An 18,511-nucleotide genomic window follows, 5' to 3' on the forward strand; every position below is an offset into this window, starting at 1 on the left:
GCGCGCACGTCCCGGGCCGCGGTGCCGGACGGTCACGGACCGTCGGCTCCGCCGTCGCGTAGCGTGGCGGCGGTGACGACGGAGCGCATGCGGAGACCGACGACCACCGGGCTGCCACCGATCGTGCCGCTGGCGCTCGTGGTCGGGGTGTCGCCGTTCGCGACGGACATGTACATCCCCGCGCTGCCGGCCATCGCCCGCGACCTCGGCACGACGCCCGGCGCGGTGCAGCTGTCGCTCACGGCGTTCCTGGTGGCGTTCGCGGTCGGGCAGCTGCTCGTCGGGCCCGTCAGCGACGGCGTGGGACGGCGGCCGATGCTCGTCGTCGGCACGGCGCTGTTCGCCCTGGCGTCGCTGGGGTGTGCGCTCGCGCCGGACGTGGTGACCCTGATCGTCGCCCGGGTCGTCCAGGGGCTCGCCGGGGCCGCCGGTGCCGTCGCGGGCCGGGCGATGGTGTCCGACGTCACGAGCGGCACGCGGATGGCCCGGGTCTTCGGCACCCTCGCGGCGATCAACGCGATCGGGCCGGTCGTGGCGCCGCTCGCCGGTGGCGCGGTGCTCACGGTCGGCACGTGGCGGTGGATGTTCGTCGTGCTCGCCGTGCTCGGGGCGGCGTTCTTCGTGAGCGTGGTGCTGCGCTTCCGCGAGACCCTGCCCCCGGAGCGTCGGGGAGGGGTCGGGTTCGCCGCCAACGGCCGCCGCATCCGGGAGCTCCTGGCGATCCCGCGGTTCCGCGCCTACGTGCTGAGCGGGGTGCTGTCCACCGTCGGCTTCTTCGCGTACATCGCCACGAGCTCCTTCGTGTTCCAGCGCGAGTTCGGGTTCTCCGAGGAGCTGTACACCCTGGTCTTCGCCACGAACGCCTCGATGATGATCGTGACGACGCTGCTGTTCGGCCGCCTGGTCGGACGGTTCTCCGAGGACGCCCTGCTCAGCCTCGGGCTCGCGGTCGGCACCCTCGGCGCGACGGCGATCGTGGTGTCCGCGCTGCTCGGACTCGGACCGGTCCCCGTGTGGTGCGCCCTCGCCGTCGTCACGGCCGCGTGGGGCTTCGTGCTGCCGGCCGCGATGACGCGCACGCAGCACGTCGGCGCGGCGCATCCGGGCACCGCGGCGGCGCTGCAGGGCGGCCTCACCTTCGGCATCGGGGGCCTCGGCACCCCGCTGGCCGGAGCCCTCGGCGGCACCGCGCTGGCCATGGGCGGGGTGATGGCCGTGCTGATGGCGGCGGCGGTCGTCGTCCAGGTCACGGCGTCCCGTCGGCACGGCCTCGACACGTGACGGCTCGCAGCCGGTAGGTTGCTGGTTGCAAGGCGCACCGATCCGAGGGAGACCCACCGACATGGACATCGTCGTACACGAGGCGGAGACCGACACCGCCGTCCTGGAGTGCAGCGGCCGGCTGAACATGGTCTCCGCGCCCACGTTCCGCGAGACCGTCGCCCAGATCGTCGGCAACGGCCGGTCCCGCCTGGTCGTCGAGCTGTCCGGGGTCGAGTTCATGGACTCGTCCGGGCTCGGCGCGCTGGTCGGCAGCCTGAAGACCGCGCGGCAGGCCGGCGGCGACCTGCGCATCGCCGCACCATCCGAGCAGGTCCAGATGGTGCTCAAACTGTCCAACATCGACAAGATCCTGCGCACGTACCCCGACGGGGACGCCGCGGTGACCGACTGGTGATGACCGCACCCGTCGCCGAGCACATGCTCGCACTGGCGTGCCCGCCGGACGACGTGTCCGCCGTGCACGAGTTCCTCGCCGGCGTCTGGCGGGACGAGCCCACGGTCTCCGCCGAGGACCGCATGGCGCTCGAGCTCGCCATCGTCGAGCTCACCTCGAACGTGATCGAGCACGGCGCACGTCGTGACGGCGTCTCGTGCGAGCTCCGGCTCGAGATCGGGCGTGACCGGTTCCAGGCGCTGCTCTCCGACGACGGCGTCGCGGCCGCAGTCGACACGGACGCCGCGGAGCTGCCGGACGACCTCGCCGAGAGCGGGCGAGGACTCGCACTCGTGCGCATGGTGGTCGACGACCTGCGGTACGAACGCGTCGCCGACCGGAACCGGTGGACGGTGCTGCGCGACCGCCACTGAGGCTCTTCCGTCGTCCACGGAGCGCACTCGACCGGACGGAATCCGCAGGACCGCCGCGTCGGTTTCGGTCGAGCGGGTGCGCCGTGTGACGATTCGCGCGATGGATGCCGAACCCGATCCCCGGATCAGCTTCGAGGCGTCGGGCACCGAACTCGACTCGGCCGTGCAGTTGTACGAAGAGGCCTACGCGAGCGCGGGCTTCTCGGCGACCCGGACGGACCGACCGTTCGCGTACCGGTTCCGCGTCGTCGGCGACGACGCGATGACGCTGCGGTCCACCCGGTTCGACGGGCGCATGCAGGGCGAGCTCGAGGTCGACGACGAGTTCGTCGCCACGTGGACCTCGGACGGCGGCGGCCGGCTCCGGGTCGGACGGCAGGACGTCGACCTGGTCCCCGGTGCGCCGCGGCTGTTCCCGAACGATCGCCCCTTCGCCTTCGACCTGCAGGACCTCCGACAGAACCTGGTGCAGTTCGACCGGGACTACCTGGAGGGCGTCGCCGCCGAGCTGCACGGCACCCGCCGCGGATCACTCGTGTTCGACCACACCGCGATCCCGGCGCCCGCCGACCTGCGGGGCTGGAACGAACAGGTCCAGCGGGCCGCGGCAGCCGTGTTCGGGCCTGCCCCGCTCACCGAGCTGGCCCTGGCCGAGACGGTCCGCGAGACCGCGATCGCCTTCCTCCGGACCTTCCCGCACGAGCACCGCGCGCCGGAGATCCCGCTGCTCGCCGGCGCCGCCGGTCGCGTCCGCCAGGCGGTCGAGTTCATGCACGCGTTCGCGCACACCCCGATCACCACCACCGACGTCGCCGAGCACGTCGGCCTGAGCGTGCGTGGTCTGCAGCAGGCGTTCCAGCGGCAGGTGGGGGTCGCCCCGAACGCGCTGCTCCGCGGCATCCGACTCGACCGGGTGCACGAGGAGCTCGAGCGCGCGTCTGCCGCGGAGACCACGGTGGCGAGCGTCGCGGTGCGGTGGGGGTTCGCGCACCTCGGCCGGTTCTCGGCGGCCTACGCGGCGCGCTTCGGCCAGTACCCCCGCGACACGCTGCAGCAGCCCCGCCCCGTCACGCGTCGGCCCTGAACCAGGGCGGACGCTCCACGGGCGTCCCGGTCCCGCACCGATCAGCTCGGCTCGACCCGCTGGCGGTGCTCCCGTCGACCGCTGCGACACGCCGCTCACGTCCGTGACCGCGAGGGATCTCGTGCCGCGACACACCGCGGATGTGCGCGGTTCCGGGCCGTCCGATATTTATGCTTCGGGCATGGAGACCCAGTCCGGCGCACGCACCCCGCTCGTGGACCCGTTCGGCCGCGAGCTCGAGGCCTGGCTCCGCGACGCCCCCGCCACCCGCGCCCCGTACGTGCCGGACCTCGTCGTCCCGCCCGTCACCGGCCCGATCCGGCGCCCGGACACCGCGGCGCACGTCGCGACGACCGCGGACGCCGAGGCGACGGACGCCGTCGTCGCACCCGCCTTCCGCCGTGACCGCGCCCGCCATGCGGCGGCCTGCGCTCCGTCGTTCCCCGAGCCGCCGGAGCGCCTGGCCCTGCGCATCGAGGACCTCGCCGTCCAGGTCTCGTCGTCGACCGGCCGCAGCACCATCGAGCGCATCGTCCTGCTGGAGGACGAGGTCCGCCGCCGCGACGAGGACCTCGCCCGGCTCGCCGCGTGGGAGGCCTCCGTGGCCGGCTCGGACGACCCCGAGGTGACCGCCGCCCGCGCCTTCGCGCACACCGTCTTCGCCGACCTGCTCGCCGACGCCGCGCTCGAGGCCGACCGCCGCGAGCAGTCCGCCCTGCGTCGCGCCGGGACCGCGCCCGTCGCGGTCCCCGTCCGGCCCGCACCGGTCCCGACGGACGTCGTCGCGGCCTCCGCACCCGCCGTGACCCCCGTCACCCCGGTCGTCGAGCTGGTCACCCCGGAACGCGACGAGCCGGCGCGACCGGTGCTGGGCCTCCCGTCCGCCTCACCGGTGTCCGCGACCACGCGACCCACCCCGCTCGTCCTGCCGGCCACCGGCCCCACGGTCATCGACCGTGCGGCCTTCGCCGCAGCGCTCACCGCGCACCAGGGCGTCACCGCCAGCACCCCGGTCGTGCTGCCGGACGCCGTCGCAGCGCCGCTCGCCCCGACCGTGCCGGAGGCGCCCGTCGCGTCGCCCACCCCCGCCGAGCCGGCCGCTGCCGGATGGTGGTCGCGGCTCGTCGCCCGCCTGCTCGGCGTCCTCGGTCGCCGCTGACGGCCGGGAGGCCCGCACGGCTCGTGCGGGTCGGCGACCGCCGCCGGGGCGGTCGCCTCGGTAGACTGACGGGATGCCGACGCTCCGCGAACTCCAGGCCGTCATCGAGGACCTGTGGCCCGCCGCCGGTGCCGAGTCGTGGGACGCCGTCGGGCTCGTCGCGGGTGACCCGGACGCCACGGTCGACCACGTGCACCTCGCCGTCGACGCCGTGCCGGACACCGCTCGCGAGGCCGTCCAGCTCGGTGCCGGCCTGCTGCTCACGCACCACCCGCTGCTGCTGCGCGGCGTCACGACCATCGCGGAGACGACCTACAAGGGCAGCGTCCTCGCCACCCTGGTGCGCGGCGGCAGTGCCCTCGTCGCGGCCCACACCAACGCCGACGTCGTCACGACCGGCACCTCGGCCGTGCTCGCCGACCGCCTGGGCCTGACCGAGCAGCGTCCGCTCGACGCCGGTGCCGACCCCGCGACGGGCATCGGTCGGGTCGGGGTGCTCCCCGAGGGCACCACCCTGGGGCTGCTCGCCCGCCGACTCGTCGACCTGCTGCCGCCCACCGCGACCGGGGTCCGCGTCTCCGGCGCCTTCGACCAGCCCGTCCGCACCGTGGCGCTCTGCGCGGGAGCCGGGGACTCGTTGCTCGGGCACCCCGCCGTGCTCGACGCCGACGTGTACATCACGAGCGACCTCCGCCACCACCCGGCGTCCGAGTTCCGCGAGCAGGCCCTGCTCGGCGGCGGCCCGGCCCTCATCGACACCTCGCACTGGGCCACCGAGTGGCTCTGGCTCGACGTCGCCGCCGAGCAACTCCGCTCCCGCGCGGGCGTCCGCGTCACCGTGAGCGACCTCCGAACCGACCCGTGGGACTTCGCCGTCCTGCCGGCAGCCGACCCCACCACCCCCACAGAAGGAGCCTGACCATGAAGGCAGCACCCGATGACCAGGTCATCCTCCTCGACGTCCAGCGTCTCGACAACGACGTCACGCGCATCGCGCACCGCATCACCTCGTTGCAGAAGGGCGACCGCCTGACCGAACTCGGCAAGCAGGCCGCGGGGCTGCGCAGCGAGCTCGTCGCGGCAACCGGCGAGGTCGAGGACGCCGAGCGCGAGCTCGCCCGACTCGAGTCCGACACCGCGGTGGCCCAGGCCCGGGTCGAGCGCGACACCACCATGCTGCAGAACGTCGGCAACGCGAAGGACGCCGCGGGGCTGCAGAGCGAGCTGGAGTCGCTGCAGCGGCGCATCGGCGGCCTCGAGACCGCCGAGCTCGAGATCATGGAGAACCTGGACGGGCTCCGCGCCCGGGTCGGCGACGTCGAGGCGAAGCTCGCCGAGGTCGAGGCCGCCCGCGCCGGGCTGGTCGCCGAGCGCGACGCCGAGATCGCCCGGCTGACCTCGGACCGCGAGTCCGCCGAGCAGGCGCGCGCCGACGTCGCCGCCAAGGTGCCGGCCGACCTGCTCGCGCTGTACGACCGGCAGCGCGCCCGGTACGGGTTCGGTGCCTCGCTGCTGCAGGGTGGCGTGTCGACGGCCTCGGGCGTGACGCTCACCAACTCCGACCTGCAGACGATCCGTCAGGCCGCTCCCGACGACGTCGTGCTGTGCCCGGACAGCGACGCGATCCTGGTGCGGACGGCCGAGTCCGGGCTGTAGTTCCGCGCCGCGACGGACGGGAGGCGCGGTGCCGGCTGGCACCGCGCCTCCCGTCTGTCCTGGGGTGCGTGCGCGGCGGCGTCTTGTTGTCTGCTGCTGTACGACGCCGTCGTGTTGGTCTGACGCCGCGGTGTGCGCGAGACGCCGCAGCTTTGTGCGGCGTCTCGGCGGGATGCGGGCGTGCTGCGATGACGCCGGCGTGTCGTCCCTCGACGCACGACTTTCGACGCACGACGCCGTCGTGTCGGCGCGACGCCGCGTCGTGCCCGAGACGCCGCAGGATCCAGGGGCGTCTCGGCAGGATGCGGGCGCGCCGGGAAGACGCCGGCGTGTTGCAGCTGCAGGGGGGCGAATGGGCCGGCCGTACGCCGGGTTCTGTCCCGCCGCTCGCGCAGCGGTGACGGCCATCTCTCTCGGACCGACGTTGCCGTCGGCCTCCAGCGGTCTACCCGAGGACTCGGCGAGCAGCCTCAGCGTCCTCTGTCTGACCTTGCTCCGGGCGAGGTTTACCGAGCGGATCCGGTCACCCGGACCCCTGGTGGTCTCTTACACCACCGTTTCACCCTTACCGACGTCGCCGCCGGCGGTCTGTTCTCTGTGGCACTGTCTCGCGGATTGCTCCGGGTGGGTGTTACCCACCGCCCTGCTCTGTGGAGCCCGGACGTTCCTCGGCACTCCCGGGGGAGTGACGCGACCGTCTCACCGACCCATTCGCGATGCCGAGTCTACCGGCCTCATGGTGCTGTACTGCGCCGGCCCGAGCGACCTCGGCTCAGCGCGAGCGAGCCGCCAGGGTCGCGGCGCCGATGATGCCGGCGTTGTTCCGCAGGGTGGCGGGGATGATGTCGGCCTGCAGGTCGAGCAGCGGCAGGAACTCCTCGTGCTGCTTCGACACCCCGCCGCCGACGACGAACAGCTCGGGGGAGAGCAGCGCCTCGAGGGTGGAGTAGTACTTCTGCAGGCGCTTCGCCCAGTGCTTCCACGACAGGTCGTCGCGTTCCTTGGCGGCGAACGATGCCCGCGTCTCGGCGTCGTGCCCGTCGATCTCCAGGTGCCCGAGCTCGGAGTTCACGATGAGCACGCCGTCGTTGATGAGCGCCGTGCCGATGCCGGTGCCGAGCGTGGTGACGACGACCAGGCCGTCCTTGCCCTTGGCGGCGCCGAACTGCTGCTCCGCGAACCCTGCGGCGTCGGCGTCGTTCACGAAGTGGATCGCGCGGCCGAGCTCCTTCTCGAACAGTGCCTCGGCCTCGAACCCGATCCACTTCTTCGAGACGTTCGCCGCGGACATCGTCTTGCCGTCGCGCACGATCGCCGGGAAGCACACACCGACGGCCACGTCGTCGGCCGGTGCGAGCTCGCCGATGATCTCGCGGACCACCGCGGTGATGTCGTTGGGCTTGCCACCCTCGGGGGTGGCCTTCTTGATGCGGTCCGTGGTGAGGGCGCCGGTCGCGACGTCGACGATCGCGCCCTTGATGCCCGTTCCGCCGATGTCGACGCCGACTGCGAGGGAGGTCATGAGGTGTCGTGCCTTTCGGTTGCCTGCCGGCGGTGCCCGGTCAGGAAGGGGTCCCGGTCAAGGGAACGGCTCCCGGTCAGGGAACGGCTCCCGGTCAGGAGACGGTGAGGAGCTCCGCGCCGCGCTCGGTGACGACGAGGGTGTGCTCGAACTGGGCGGTCCACGACTTGTCGCGCGTCGAGACCGTCCAGTCGTCCGACCAGATGTCCGCCTCGATGCCGCCGAGCGTCAGCATGGGCTCGATGGTGAAAACCATGCCCGGCTCGATGACGGTGTCGTACTGCGGGGCGTCGTGGTGGGGGATGATCAGGCCGGAGTGGAAGGCCCTGCCGACGCCGTGCCCGGTGTAGTCGCGGACCACGCCGTAGCCGAAGCGCTTCGCGTACGCCTCGATCGCCCGGCCGATCACGTTGACCTGGCGACCCGGGGCGACGGCCTTGATGCCGCGTTCCATCGCGGTGCGCGTGCGCTCGACCAGGTCGGTGACCTCCTGCGAGGCCTGCCCGACGACGAACGTGCGGTTCGTGTCCCCGTGCATGCCGTCCTTGTAGGCGGTGATGTCGATGTTGACGAGGTCGCCCTCCTGCAGCACGGTGTCGTCGGGGATCCCGTGGCAGATGACCTCGTTCAGCGACGAGCAGAGCGACTTCGGGTACCCGCGGTAGCCGAGCGTCGAGGGGTAGGCGCCGTGGGCGACGACGAACTCGTGCCCGATGCGGTCGAGTTCGTCCGTGGTGATGCCGGGGCGGATGGCGGCCCCGACGGCGTCGATGGCCTGCGACGCGATGCGACCGGCGGCGCGGATGCGCTCGACCTCGTCGGGAGAGTACGTGTCGCCCAGCCCGTGCTCGTGCGGCTCGACCTTCCCGACGTACTCGGGGCGCTCGATGTCCTTCGGGACGGGGCGGTGCGGGGAGATCCGGCCGGCGGTCAGGTGTCCGTGTTCGTCCCGGGGCATGCCGACCACTCTAGCCGCGGCTCGACGCGCCGACCGCAACCGCCCGCGCCCGGACCGCTCGACCCCCGCGTGGGTACGGTGGCGGCATGAGCGACGAACGCATCGAGTCCCAGTGGTGGTTCAACGACAAGACCGGTCAGGTCGAGCAGGGCCCGCAGTCCCCGCAGCGCGACCGGATCGGCCCGTTCGCGACCCGCGACGAGGCGCAGCACGCCCTCGACCGCATCGCGGCCAACAACCAGAAGTGGGACGCCGAGGACCGCTGACCCCGACCACGGACGCCGCCGCGGCCCGGGCCGCGACCCCGGCGCGGACGGGAGGCACGGGGCGGCGTCGCCACGGGCCTCCCGTCCGACCCGGGGTGCGTCGCAGGCGCCCCTGGCGGGGTCCGGACCACTAGCCTGGGGAGACGGTCGCCCGGCGACCACCCGATACACGGAAAGGTCGTGCATGGACAAGCAGACGGACTTCGTGCTCCGCACCATCGAGGAGCGCGGCATCAAGTTCATCCGACTCTGGTTCACGGACGTCATCGGGACGCTGAAGTCGGTGGCGATCGCGCCGGCCGAGGTCGAGGGCGCGTTCGCCGAGGGCATCGGGTTCGACGGTTCCGCGATCGAGGGCCTCACCCGCTCCTACGAGGCCGACGTCCTGGCCCACCCCGACCCCTCGACCTTCCAGATCCTGCCGTGGCGCGGCGAGATCGACCCGACCGCGCGGATGTTCTGCGACATCACGACGCCGGACGGCCAGCCCGCCGTGGCCGATCCCCGCAACGTGCTCAAGCGCACGCTGGCCCGGGCGAGCGACCGGGGCTTCACGTTCTACACGCACCCCGAGATCGAGTTCTACCTGCTCAAGAGCCGCGACTGGAAGGACGGCGGTCCGCAGCCCGTCGACCAGGCCGGCTACTTCGACAACGTCCCCGGTGGCAGCGCCCACGACTTCCGACGCCGTTCGGTCCGGATGCTCGAGGACCTCGGCATCTCGGTGGAGTACAGCCACCACGAGGCCGGGCCGGGCCAGAACGAGATCGACCTGCGGTACGCCGACGCCCTGACGATGGCCGACAACATCATGACGTTCCGCACGGTCGTCAAGGAGGTCGCGATCGAGCAGGGCGTCTACGCGACGTTCATGCCGAAGCCGCTCTCCGGGCAGCCGGGGTCGGGCATGCACACGCACGTGTCCCTGTTCGAGGGCGACCAGAACGCCTTCTACGAGGCCGGCGGCCAGTACCAGCTCTCGCAGACCGCGAAGCACTTCATCGCCGGTGTGCTCAAGCACGCGCCGGAGATCACGGCGGTCACGAACCAGTTCGTCAACTCGTACAAGCGCCTCTGGGGTGGTGACGAGGCCCCGTCGTTCGTGACCTGGGGCCACAACAACCGCTCGGCACTGGTGCGCGTCCCGCTGTACAAGCCGAACAAGGGCCAGTCCTCGCGGATCGAGTACCGCGGCATCGACTCCGCGGCGAACCCGTACCTCGCCTACTCGCTGCTGCTCGCGGCCGGGCTCAAGGGCATCGAGGAGGAGTACGAGCTCCCCGCCGAGGCCGAGGACAACGTCTGGAGCCTGAGCGACTCGGAGCGCAAGGCCCTGGGCTACAGCCAGCTGCCGGCGAGCCTGGACCACGCCCTGAGCCTGATGGAGGACTCGGAGCTGGTGGCCGAGACGCTGGGCGAGCAGGTCTTCAACTTCGTGCTGCTCAACAAGCGGCAGGAGTGGAAGCGCTACCGCGACCAGGTCACGCCGTTCGAACTCGACACCAACCTCGGCGCGCTCTAGGTCGAGCGCCGACGACCCCTCGGGAGCACGTTCCACATGACCGGTCGGACGACGACGTCGCGTTCGGAGCTGGCCCGGCTGGGCTTCGCGGAGCTGTCGGAGAGCCTGACCCGCGCCGCCGACCTGGAGGCCCGGTTCGGCCCCGACGTGCCGCTGCCGGTCGGCGGGTCTGCCGCGCTCTGGGGCGGGGCCGCCGACCCCGACGGCGCCCTGCGGATGCTCGAGCGGCTGCTCGAACGCGCCGCCGACGAGCTCCGTCCGGTGCTGGCGGACGGCGCGGCGACCGAGCGGCTGGTCCGCCTGCTCGGGGCGTCGATCGGGCTCGGCGAGTTCCTGCACCGTCGGCCCGCCGAACTCGACCTGCTGCTCGAACCCGTCGCCGAGCCGTGGAGCCAGGAGCGGTACACGGCGTCACTGACCGCGGCGGTGGACGGTGCGACCGGGGAGGACGCCCGGGTGCGCCTGCGGGTCCGCTACCGCCGCCACCTGGCCCAGATCGCTCTGTACGACGTGCTCCACCCCGCGCCGACGGACGCGTTCCCGGCCGTGGCGGCCGGCCTGGCCGACCTCGCCGGCGCGGCGCTCGAGGCCGCGGTGGCGGTGGCCCGGCACGAGGTGAAGTTCCCGGCCGATGAGGTCGCGGCGACGCCGCTCGCGGTGATCGCGATGGGCAAGGCCGGCGCGCGCGAGCTCAACTACGTCAGCGACGTCGACGTCATCTTCGTCACCGAGCCGACCGAGACGGTGCCCACCGACCGTGCGGTGCTCGTCTCGACGCGCATCGCCATCGCCGCCATGCACGTCATCACCGACCTTGCCCCGGAACCCGGCCTGTGGGAGGTCGACGCCAACCTGCGCCCCGAGGGCAAGGACGGCGCACTCGTCCGCACGCTCGACTCGCACGTGGCGTACTACGAACGCTGGGCGAAGGCGTGGGAGTTCCAGGCGCTCCTCAAGGCCCGACCGATCGCCGGCTCAGCCGACCTCGGCGTGCGGTACGCGCAGGCGATGGCACCCTTCGTGTGGAACTCGTCGACCCGGCCGGGCTTCGTGGAGTCCGTGCAGCGGATGCGCGAGCGCGTCACCGAGCACATCCCCGACGCCGAGGTCGACCGGCAGCTCAAGCTCGGCCCCGGCGGGCTGCGCGACGTCGAGTTCACCGTGCAGCTGCTGCAGCTCGTGCACGGGCGCGACGACGAGTCGGTGCGCGTCCGGTCCACGCTCGAGGCGATGGACGCCCTGACCGACGCGGGGTACGTCGGCCGCGCCGAGGCGGCACGCTTCGGGCCGGACTACGCCCTGCTCCGCGTGCTCGAGCACCGGATCCAGCTCCGGCGGCTGCAGCGCACGCACCTCGTCCCCACCGACGAGGAAGAGCTGCGCGTGCTGGCCCGGTCGAGCGGAGTCGCGTCGTCGGCCTCCGCGGTCGAGGCCCGGTGGCGTGCCGTGAAGCTCGAGGTCCGCGGCCTGCACGAGCGGTTGTTCTACCGCCCGCTGCTGTCGGCGGTGGCCTCCACCGAGGACGAGATCGTCCTGACGAACGACCAGGTGGTCGACCGGCTCGCGGGCGTCGGGTTCGTCGACCCCGCCGGCGCGGTCGGACACATCCGGGCCCTCACGCAGGGCACGAGCCGTCGCGCGGCAATCCAGCGGAACCTGCTGCCGGTGCTGCTGCGGTGGATGGCCGAGGGCCCGGCGCCGGACCGGGCGCTCCTGGCGTTCCGTCGGCTGAGCGACGCACTGGGGGAGTCGAGCTGGTTCCTCCGGATGCTCCGGGACTCGTCCGGCGCGGCGCACTCGCTCACCACCGTGCTGTCCGAGTCGGCGTTCCTGTCCGGGCTGCTCGAGCGCTTCCCCGAGGCGGTCGCCTGGCTCGACGAACCCGAGGCGCTGCTGCGGCCCCGGCCGGTCGAGGCCCTGCTCGCCGAGATGACCGCCACCACCGCGCGGCACGGCAACGACGTCGACGGCGCGGCCGCCCTGCTGCGGTCCACCCGCCGCCGCGAGACCCTGCGGCTCGGCATGGCCGCGGTGCTCGGATCGCTGGACGTCGACGGGCTCGGACCGGCCCTGAGCGACGTCACCGAGGCCACGCTGGCCGGTGCCCTCGCGCTCGCACGCCGTGACGCACCCGAAGGCTTCGCGTTCGGGATCATCGCGATGGGCCGGTTCGGCGGCCGCGAGCTCGGCTTCGGTTCCGACGCCGACGTGCTCTACGTGTACCGCGCCCCGGACCTGCCGTCCGAGGTGGCCTCGCGCACCGCACAGAACGTCGTCCGTGAACTGAAGCGGCTGACCGAGGACACGATCCACCCGCTCGACCTCGACATCGACCTGCGACCGGAGGGCAAGAACGGCCCCGTCGCGCGGACGCTCGAGTCGTACGGTGCCTACTACGCCCGGTGGTCGCTCACGTGGGAGGCCCAGGCGCTCCTCCGTGCCCGCGGGGCCGTGGGGGACCAGCAGCTGCTGCGCGACTTCGAGCACCTGGCCGACCGCACGCGCTACCCGGAACGGATCGACGACCACGAGGTGCGCGAGGTCCGGCGGATCAAGGCGCGCGTCGAGTCGGAGCGCCTGCCGCGCGGCGCGGACCCGGCCCGGCACCTCAAGCTCGGACGGGGGTCGTTGAGCGACGTCGAGTGGTTCGTGCAGCTCCTGCAGCTGCAGCACGCACTCGAGACCCCGTCGCTCCGGACCACGTCGACCCTCGAGGCGCTCGACGCCGCGGTCGCCGCGGGCCTGGTCGACCCCGAGGACGGCGAGCGGCTCGGGGCAGCGTGGCGGTTCGCCTCGCGGACGCGCAGTGCCCTGGTGCTGTGGTCCGGCAAGACCACCGACGTGCTGCCCGTCGACCGGGTGCAGCTCGAGGGCGTGGCACGGCTGATGGAGTACCCGCCGGGGTCCGCGAGCCAGCTCGAGGACGACTACCTCGGCGTCACCCGGCGTGCTCGACAGGTGTTCGAGCGCGAGTTCTACGGCGCCTGAACCGCCGCCTCTCCGGCGCCGGGAACGGGCGCGACACGCCCGAGCGGCGTCGGAACGGCGCGGAATGGGCAGACGCCCCAGGTGAATTCTCCGTGTCGCGGGACGTCCCCCGGTGGGCGTCCGGCCGTACCCCTGTCCGCCGTGCCCTCGCCACCGTTACCGTGTCGTGATCGGTTTCCGACCGAGCCGCCGGGGCGGCGTGCGCCACGCTCGTGGCGCAACGAGGTGACCACCCGCTGACCGGGGCTTTCCGTTGGCGGCGGCCCGCGCCTCCAGGCCGCACCCGTCGTCGATCGCGCCGATCGTGCTCGGCCGGCGGGTCCGCAGGAGTGCTGTCAGCACGACGGGGGACCGTCGTGACCCGCCGCGAGGGGGACCGGTGTGTCCCCCGTAACACGCACGAAACGCCCCCGGACGGGGGCCGCGTTGCGCGGGCGTCCAGGTTTCTGCATCAATTGCCTCACCCGAACCGGCCCTGATTCCCCGATGAAGCGGAATCTCCACCTCGAACGTTGAAGCAGGGATCGATGTTCACCTTCATTCTGCAGATCAGGCAGATGGTCGAAGGGCACCCCGAGTTCTACCTGTTCGCCGTGTACTCCGCGGTGATCTGGTTGCTCTGGCTGCTCAAGGTCGTCCTGTCCGCCCGCTACCGCCCCTTCACCGGCACCTTCGTCGGCACCACCAGCGTCGTCGTCCCCGTCGTGGACGAGCCGCTCGACCTGTTCCGCGATGTCATCGGCCGCATGGTCGAGCAGCGTCCCGGCGAGATCATCGTCGTCATCAACGGCGCCCGCAACGAGGCGCTCGAAGCGGTCTGCGACGAGTTCGCCCCGCTCGTCCGCTGGACCCACACGCCCATCCCGGGCAAGCGCAACGCCGTCAAGGTCGGCACCGAGATGTCGAACGGCGACATCACGGTGCTCGTCGACTCCGACACCGTCTGGACGCCCGGCACGCTCGACGAGCTGCTCAAGCCCTTCGCCGACGAGTCCGTCGGCGGCGTCACCACGCGGCAGCGGATCCTCGAGCCGGAGCGCAGCTGGATCACCCGCTGGGCCGACTGGCTGGAGAACTCGCGCGCGCTCTACTCGATGCCGGCGCAGAGCGTCCTCGGGCAGATCGGCTGCCTGCCCGGTCGCACGATCGCGTTCCGTCGGAGCATCCTCGTGCGGGTGATGGACCGGTTCATGCACGAGAAGTTCATGGGCGTGTTCCTCGAGGTCTCCGACGACCGCACGCTCACGAACCTCACGCTCACCGAGGGGTACCGCACCGTCTACCAGTACACGTCGCTGGTCTACACGGACGCCCCGCTGCAGGTGAAGAAGCTGTTCAAGCAGCAGCTCCGCTGGGCCCGCGGCTCGCAGTACAACACGCTGCGGATGCTCCCGTGGATGCTCGGACACGCCCCGATCCTGGCGGCGTTCTTCATCACCGACATCATCCTGCCGTTCATGCTCTTCGGCGTGATCGCGGGCTGGATCTACCGGGCGCTGACCGGCCAGGGCGAGAACCTGTACCAGGGCATCCTGTCGCAGTACGGCTTCTCGACGGGCTTCGTGTACGTCGCCGCGCTGATGGTCGTGTCGAGCGTGCTGAGCATGGCGATCCGGCAGATGCGGCACCTGGCCGAGAAGCCGAGCGACTTCTTCCGCCTGCCGATGTTCATCATCGTGTCGACGTTCTTCCTCATGCCGATCCGGCTCATCGGCTTCTTCCGTCTGGCGCACGCGTCCGGCTGGGGGACCCGTGCCGGCGCCTACGCCGGTGGACCGGTGCAGGAGGACCCGGCCGACGCCGTGCAGCCCCTGTCGTCCACCGCGCAGGTGCCGGTCAGCCCGATCGACGCCGAACGTGCCCGGCTGACCGGGTCGGCCGGGTCCGGCTCGGTCGGGTCTGCTCCGGCTGCTCCGCTCGAGACCGTCGACCAGGTGGCGGTGGACCGCGCCTTCGACGAGCTCTTCGGCACCGACGCGGCCACCAACTCCACCACCACCGTGCTCGCCACCCGGCGCGAGGCAGCAGCAGCGGCCGCGCAGCAGGACGCACAGCGAGCAGCCACGCCGGCTCCCGCCCGAGCGCGCCGGTACAACCCGTACGCAGCGATCCCGTACTGCATCGGCTTCGCGATCTTCGCCCTGGAGGCGTTCCTCATTGTCTGACATCATCCGCTCCTCGAGCACCTGGTGGGCGCAGTCGAGCAAGCACGCCCGCTGGACCGCGGTCGGGACGACGGCCATCGTCCTCGCCCTCGCCCTCATCACCTGGTCCGTCTGGGTGTCACCGTCCGGCCCCGTGTCGACCGCCGTGCACCAGGCGCTCGGGGTCCAGCCCCCGAAGGCCAAGAAGGTCTCGGCGGCCGAACTGCAGACGCAGCTCGACGCCGCCCAGGAGCGCATCTGGGCGCTCGAGGGCAAGCTCGACTCCCGCACCGCCCAGGCCGGGTCGCGTGGCGACCAGATCACCGAGCTCCAGGCGCAGATCGCGTCGCTGCGGTCGCAGCTCGGTGCCGCGAAGGGCTCGGGAGGCTCGTCCCGGGTCGACGCGTCGGGTTCCCGTGACGGCGGGGCCGGTTCCTCCGACTGGGGGACCGGATCGGGGTCCGGCACGTCCGGTGGGTCCGCTTCCGCCGGGTCCGGCGGGGGCGCGAGCGGCGGCTCCGGTGCGGCCGGCGGCGCCGGGACGGGCGCGACGAAGCCCAACCCGGGCCCGTCGACCGACCCCGGGACGACGCCCGTCGACGTCCCGACGAAGGCCGAGATCCTCGGGCAGCAGTCCCGCTGGTACGGCCTGTACACGGCGCAGTCCCCGTTCAACTGGGCCGAGTACGACGAGGTCTCCCGGCAGGTCGGCACCGCGTCGAACATGACCGGGTTCTTCCAGGGCTTCGACCAGGCGTTCAACGCCTCGGCGGTGCAGCGCTCCTGGGCCAACGGCCGCGTCCCGCTCATGACGTGGGAGACGGTGCCGGCCCAGACCGGCAACGACCAGAAGTACGTGCCCGGCTACACCAACCAGGACATCGCCGGCGGGGCCTTCGACGCCTACCTGACGAAGTACGCGAAGGCGCTGGCGGCCAACGGGCAGCCGCTGGTCATCCGGCTCGACCACGAGATGAACGGCTCCTGGTACAACTGGTCCGAGGGCAGCGCCCAGCAGAACCCCGCCGGCTCGTACGTCGCGATGTGGCAGCACGTGCACGACGTCTTCCAGGCGAACGGCGCGAACCGGTACGTCATCTGGGACTGGTCACCGAGCCGCATCGACAAGCTCGGCAACCCGAAGTACCAGACCCTCGACTACATGCGTCAGTACTACCCGGGCGCCGACTACGTCGACTGGGTGGGGATGAGCGGCTACTACCGCGACGCCACCGAGCAGCCGACGTTCGCCACGACCTTCGGCGCGACGCTCGCGCAGCTCCGACAGGTCGCGCCGGGCAAGGGCATCATGCTCAACGAGATCGGGGCGACCGAGACCGGCACCAGCGTCGCGAACCCGCAGAAGACGCAGTGGATCAACTCGCTCTTCGACGCCCTGGCCGACCCCGCCAACGACGACATCATCGGCTTCGCGTACTTCAGCGAGACCGCCACCACCATCGTCGACGGCAAGCGCACCACGAACGACTGGCGCCTCAACTCCCGCGCCGATTCCCTGAAGGCCTTCGCCGAGGGCATCACGCGCAACGACATCGACTACGACCTGCAGGAGGTCACGCAATGAGCGAGTCCAAGAAGTCGACCGCATCGGCCGACACCCGCCCCGCACCCGTCATCAGCGTCATCGGCACCGGGTACCTCGGGGCCACCCACGCGGCCGCCATGGCCGAGATGGGCTTCGAGACCATCGGCGTGGACGTCGACCCGGCCAAGCTCGCCGCCCTGTCCGCCGGCGAGGTCCCGTTCTTCGAGCCCGGACTGCCCGAGCTCATCACGAAGCACGTCGCCAGTGGCACGCTCCGCTTCACCTCGGACCTCGCCGCCGCCGTCGCCGCGGCAGACGTGCACTTCGTGTGCGTCGGCACCCCGCAGAAGGCCGGGTCGCACGCCGCGAACCTCGCCTACGTCGAGAGCGCCACCCGCGGTGTCGCCGAGCACCTCACCCACCCGGGCCTCATCGTCGGCAAGTCGACGGTCCCGGTCGGCACCGCGGCACGGCTGCGGGGCATCGTCCGCGAGTTCACGCCGTCCGGCATCACGGCCGAGCTCATCTGGAACCCCGAGTTCCTGCGCGAGGGCAAGGCCGTCGAGGACACGCTGCACCCGGACCGCCTGGTGTGGGGCGGTGCCTCCGAGGCCGCCGACGCCGTGATCCGCGAGGTCTACGCCGCGCCGATCAGCGAGGGCACCCCGGTCATCACGACCGACCTGGCCACCGCCGAGCTCGTCAAGGTGAGCGCCAACGCGTTCCTCGCCACGAAGATCTCGTTCATCAACGCGATCTCCGAGATGTGCGCGATCACCGGCGCCGACGTCACGACCCTCGCCGACGCCCTCGGGCACGACGCCCGCATCGGGCGGAAGTTCCTCAACGCCGGACTCGGCTTCGGCGGCGGCTGCCTGCCGAAGGACATCCGGGCGCTCATGCACCGTGCGAACGAGATCGGCGCCGGTCAGGTCGTCGGGCTCATGCAGCAGGTCGACGAGATCAACATGGGCCAGCGCCAGCGGGTCATCGACATGGCGATCGACTCGGCCGGGGGATCGGTGCTCAACCGCCGCGTGGCCGTCATCGGCGCCGCGTTCAAGCCCCTCACCGACGACGTCCGGGACTCCCCGGCGCTCAACGTCGCCGCGGCACTGCACCTACGCGGCGCCCAGGTGACGCTCTGGGACCCCGAGGCGATGGAGCCCGCGAAGCGCTCGTTCCCGACGCTGAGCTACGCCGCGTCGATGTCCGACGCGATCGAGGGTGCCGACGTCGTGCTCGTGCTCACCGAGTGGGACGACGTCGTCACCGCCGACCCGGTCGCCCTCGGTGACCTCGTCGGACGCCGCGTCGTCATCGACGCGCGCAACTGCCTCCCGGTCGCCGACTGGGTCAGAGCGGGGTGGACCGTCCGTTCCCTGGGACGTCCCACGCCGGTCACGGGTGCACCCGTGAGCGTCGCAGCGGGGACGAACGACGCGTTGGCCACGAGTCGCTAGTCACCGTTCGCGAGACGGGGTCCGTGCCGGGCGGCGCGGGCCCCGTTCCCGTGCGTCGCGACCGCCTGGAGGCCCGGCACCCGTCCGGCGGACCGGCACCGGGCCTCCAGAC

General features: G+C 72.1%; 15 protein-coding genes and 1 other RNA gene. 13 read left to right on the forward strand and 3 right to left on the reverse strand.

What is annotated here, in order from left to right; genetic code table 11:
- The first annotated feature begins 72 nt into the window (after positions 1 to 72).
- From I8920_RS07095 to I8920_RS07125, 7 genes are all read left to right on the forward strand, one after another.
- A complete protein-coding gene (locus tag I8920_RS07095) occupies positions 73 to 1,281 on the forward strand; it encodes a multidrug effflux MFS transporter (protein WP_232832851.1) in 1,209 nt (402 codons plus the stop codon).
- A 61-nt stretch (positions 1,282 to 1,342) separates the two neighbouring features.
- The gene (locus I8920_RS07100; RefSeq protein WP_017886068.1) at positions 1,343 to 1,678 is read left to right on the forward strand and encodes an STAS domain-containing protein; all 336 of its coding nucleotides are present in this window, start codon (positions 1,343 to 1,345) and stop codon (positions 1,676 to 1,678) included.
- On the forward strand, positions 1,678 to 2,091 hold the full coding sequence (locus I8920_RS07105; protein ID WP_225558925.1) for an ATP-binding protein: 414 nt from the start codon (positions 1,678 to 1,680) through the stop codon (positions 2,089 to 2,091). The genes I8920_RS07100 and I8920_RS07105 overlap by 1 nt, the downstream gene beginning before the upstream one ends.
- Positions 2,092 to 2,191: 100 nt before the next feature.
- Positions 2,192 to 3,175: a helix-turn-helix transcriptional regulator gene (locus I8920_RS07110; protein WP_198658424.1), complete on the forward strand. Its 984-nt coding sequence runs from the start codon at positions 2,192 to 2,194 to the stop codon at positions 3,173 to 3,175.
- A gap of 181 nt (positions 3,176 to 3,356) precedes the next feature.
- Positions 3,357 to 4,334 carry a hypothetical protein gene (locus I8920_RS07115; RefSeq protein ID WP_198658425.1) on the forward strand — a complete coding sequence of 326 codons (978 nt, stop codon included), beginning with the start codon at positions 3,357 to 3,359 and terminating at the stop codon, positions 4,332 to 4,334.
- A 73-nt stretch (positions 4,335 to 4,407) separates the two neighbouring features.
- Positions 4,408 to 5,253 (forward strand): Nif3-like dinuclear metal center hexameric protein, encoded by an 846-nt coding sequence (locus tag I8920_RS07120; RefSeq protein WP_198658426.1) that lies wholly within the window; start codon positions 4,408 to 4,410, stop codon positions 5,251 to 5,253.
- A 2-nt stretch (positions 5,254 to 5,255) separates the two neighbouring features.
- Positions 5,256 to 5,990 carry a zinc ribbon domain-containing protein gene (locus tag I8920_RS07125; RefSeq protein WP_198658427.1) on the forward strand — a complete coding sequence of 245 codons (735 nt, stop codon included), beginning with the start codon at positions 5,256 to 5,258 and terminating at the stop codon, positions 5,988 to 5,990.
- A gap of 349 nt (positions 5,991 to 6,339) precedes the next feature.
- On the opposite strand, the gene rnpB is transcribed toward I8920_RS07125, so the two are convergent.
- The 3 genes from rnpB to map all read right to left on the reverse strand — a co-directional run bounded on the left by rnpB (position 6,340) and on the right by map (position 8,470).
- Positions 6,340 to 6,700: RNase P RNA component class A (rnpB, locus tag I8920_RS07130), an RNA gene on the reverse strand.
- Between the two features lie 62 nt (positions 6,701 to 6,762).
- Positions 6,763 to 7,512, reverse strand: coding sequence for a polyphosphate--glucose phosphotransferase (gene ppgK, locus I8920_RS07135; RefSeq protein WP_198658428.1), 750 nt, complete (start codon positions 7,510 to 7,512; stop codon positions 6,763 to 6,765).
- Between the two features lie 94 nt (positions 7,513 to 7,606).
- A complete protein-coding gene (gene map, locus I8920_RS07140; protein WP_198658429.1) occupies positions 7,607 to 8,470 on the reverse strand; it encodes a type I methionyl aminopeptidase in 864 nt (287 codons plus the stop codon).
- An 86-nt stretch (positions 8,471 to 8,556) separates the two neighbouring features.
- On the opposite strand from map, the gene I8920_RS07145 reads away from it, so the two are divergent.
- The 6 genes from I8920_RS07145 to I8920_RS07170 all read left to right on the forward strand — a co-directional run bounded on the left by I8920_RS07145 (position 8,557) and on the right by I8920_RS07170 (position 18,399).
- Positions 8,557 to 8,736 carry an SPOR domain-containing protein gene (locus I8920_RS07145; protein ID WP_198658430.1) on the forward strand — a complete coding sequence of 60 codons (180 nt, stop codon included), beginning with the start codon at positions 8,557 to 8,559 and terminating at the stop codon, positions 8,734 to 8,736.
- Positions 8,737 to 8,920: 184 nt separating this feature from the next.
- On the forward strand, positions 8,921 to 10,258 hold the full coding sequence (glnA, locus tag I8920_RS07150) for a type I glutamate--ammonia ligase (protein ID WP_198658431.1): 1,338 nt from the start codon (positions 8,921 to 8,923) through the stop codon (positions 10,256 to 10,258).
- 36 nt (positions 10,259 to 10,294) lie between these two features.
- Positions 10,295 to 13,246 (forward strand): bifunctional [glutamine synthetase] adenylyltransferase/[glutamine synthetase]-adenylyl-L-tyrosine phosphorylase, encoded by a 2,952-nt coding sequence (locus I8920_RS07155; protein WP_198658432.1) that lies wholly within the window; start codon positions 10,295 to 10,297, stop codon positions 13,244 to 13,246.
- Positions 13,247 to 13,773: 527 nt separating this feature from the next.
- Positions 13,774 to 15,411, forward strand: a complete 1,638-nt coding sequence (locus I8920_RS07160; RefSeq protein ID WP_198658433.1) for a glycosyltransferase family 2 protein — start codon at positions 13,774 to 13,776, stop codon at positions 15,409 to 15,411.
- On the forward strand, positions 15,404 to 16,975 hold the full coding sequence (locus I8920_RS07165) for a glycoside hydrolase family 26 protein (protein ID WP_198658434.1): 1,572 nt from the start codon (positions 15,404 to 15,406) through the stop codon (positions 16,973 to 16,975). Before I8920_RS07160 ends, I8920_RS07165 begins: the two co-directional genes overlap by 8 nt.
- Positions 16,972 to 18,399: a UDP-glucose dehydrogenase family protein gene (locus tag I8920_RS07170; RefSeq protein ID WP_198658435.1), complete on the forward strand. Its 1,428-nt coding sequence runs from the start codon at positions 16,972 to 16,974 to the stop codon at positions 18,397 to 18,399. Before I8920_RS07165 ends, I8920_RS07170 begins: the two co-directional genes overlap by 4 nt.
- Positions 18,400 to 18,511: the final 112 nt, after the last annotated feature.

Source organism: Curtobacterium sp. YC1 (assembly GCF_016267665.1).
Taxonomy (GTDB): domain Bacteria; phylum Actinomycetota; class Actinomycetes; order Actinomycetales; family Microbacteriaceae; genus Curtobacterium.

Coding starts and splice junctions, on each gene's coding strand:
- I8920_RS07100 (WP_017886068.1), top strand. CDS start 1,343: ATGGACATCGTCGTACACGAGGCGGAGACCGACACCGCCGTCCTGGAG.
- I8920_RS07160 (WP_198658433.1), top strand. CDS start 13,774: ATGTTCACCTTCATTCTGCAGATCAGGCAGATGGTCGAAGGGCACCCC.
- I8920_RS07105 (WP_225558925.1), top strand. CDS start 1,678: ATGACCGCACCCGTCGCCGAGCACATGCTCGCACTGGCGTGCCCGCCG.
- I8920_RS07155 (WP_198658432.1), top strand. CDS start 10,295: ATGACCGGTCGGACGACGACGTCGCGTTCGGAGCTGGCCCGGCTGGGC.
- I8920_RS07120 (WP_198658426.1), top strand. CDS start 4,408: ATGCCGACGCTCCGCGAACTCCAGGCCGTCATCGAGGACCTGTGGCCC.
- I8920_RS07115 (WP_198658425.1), top strand. CDS start 3,357: ATGGAGACCCAGTCCGGCGCACGCACCCCGCTCGTGGACCCGTTCGGC.
- I8920_RS07145 (WP_198658430.1), top strand. CDS start 8,557: ATGAGCGACGAACGCATCGAGTCCCAGTGGTGGTTCAACGACAAGACC.
- ppgK (WP_198658428.1), bottom strand. CDS start 7,512: ATGACCTCCCTCGCAGTCGGCGTCGACATCGGCGGAACGGGCATCAAG.
- I8920_RS07125 (WP_198658427.1), top strand. CDS start 5,256: ATGAAGGCAGCACCCGATGACCAGGTCATCCTCCTCGACGTCCAGCGT.
- map (WP_198658429.1), bottom strand. CDS start 8,470: ATGCCCCGGGACGAACACGGACACCTGACCGCCGGCCGGATCTCCCCG.
- glnA (WP_198658431.1), top strand. CDS start 8,921: ATGGACAAGCAGACGGACTTCGTGCTCCGCACCATCGAGGAGCGCGGC.
- I8920_RS07170 (WP_198658435.1), top strand. CDS start 16,972: ATGAGCGAGTCCAAGAAGTCGACCGCATCGGCCGACACCCGCCCCGCA.
- I8920_RS07110 (WP_198658424.1), top strand. CDS start 2,192: ATGGATGCCGAACCCGATCCCCGGATCAGCTTCGAGGCGTCGGGCACC.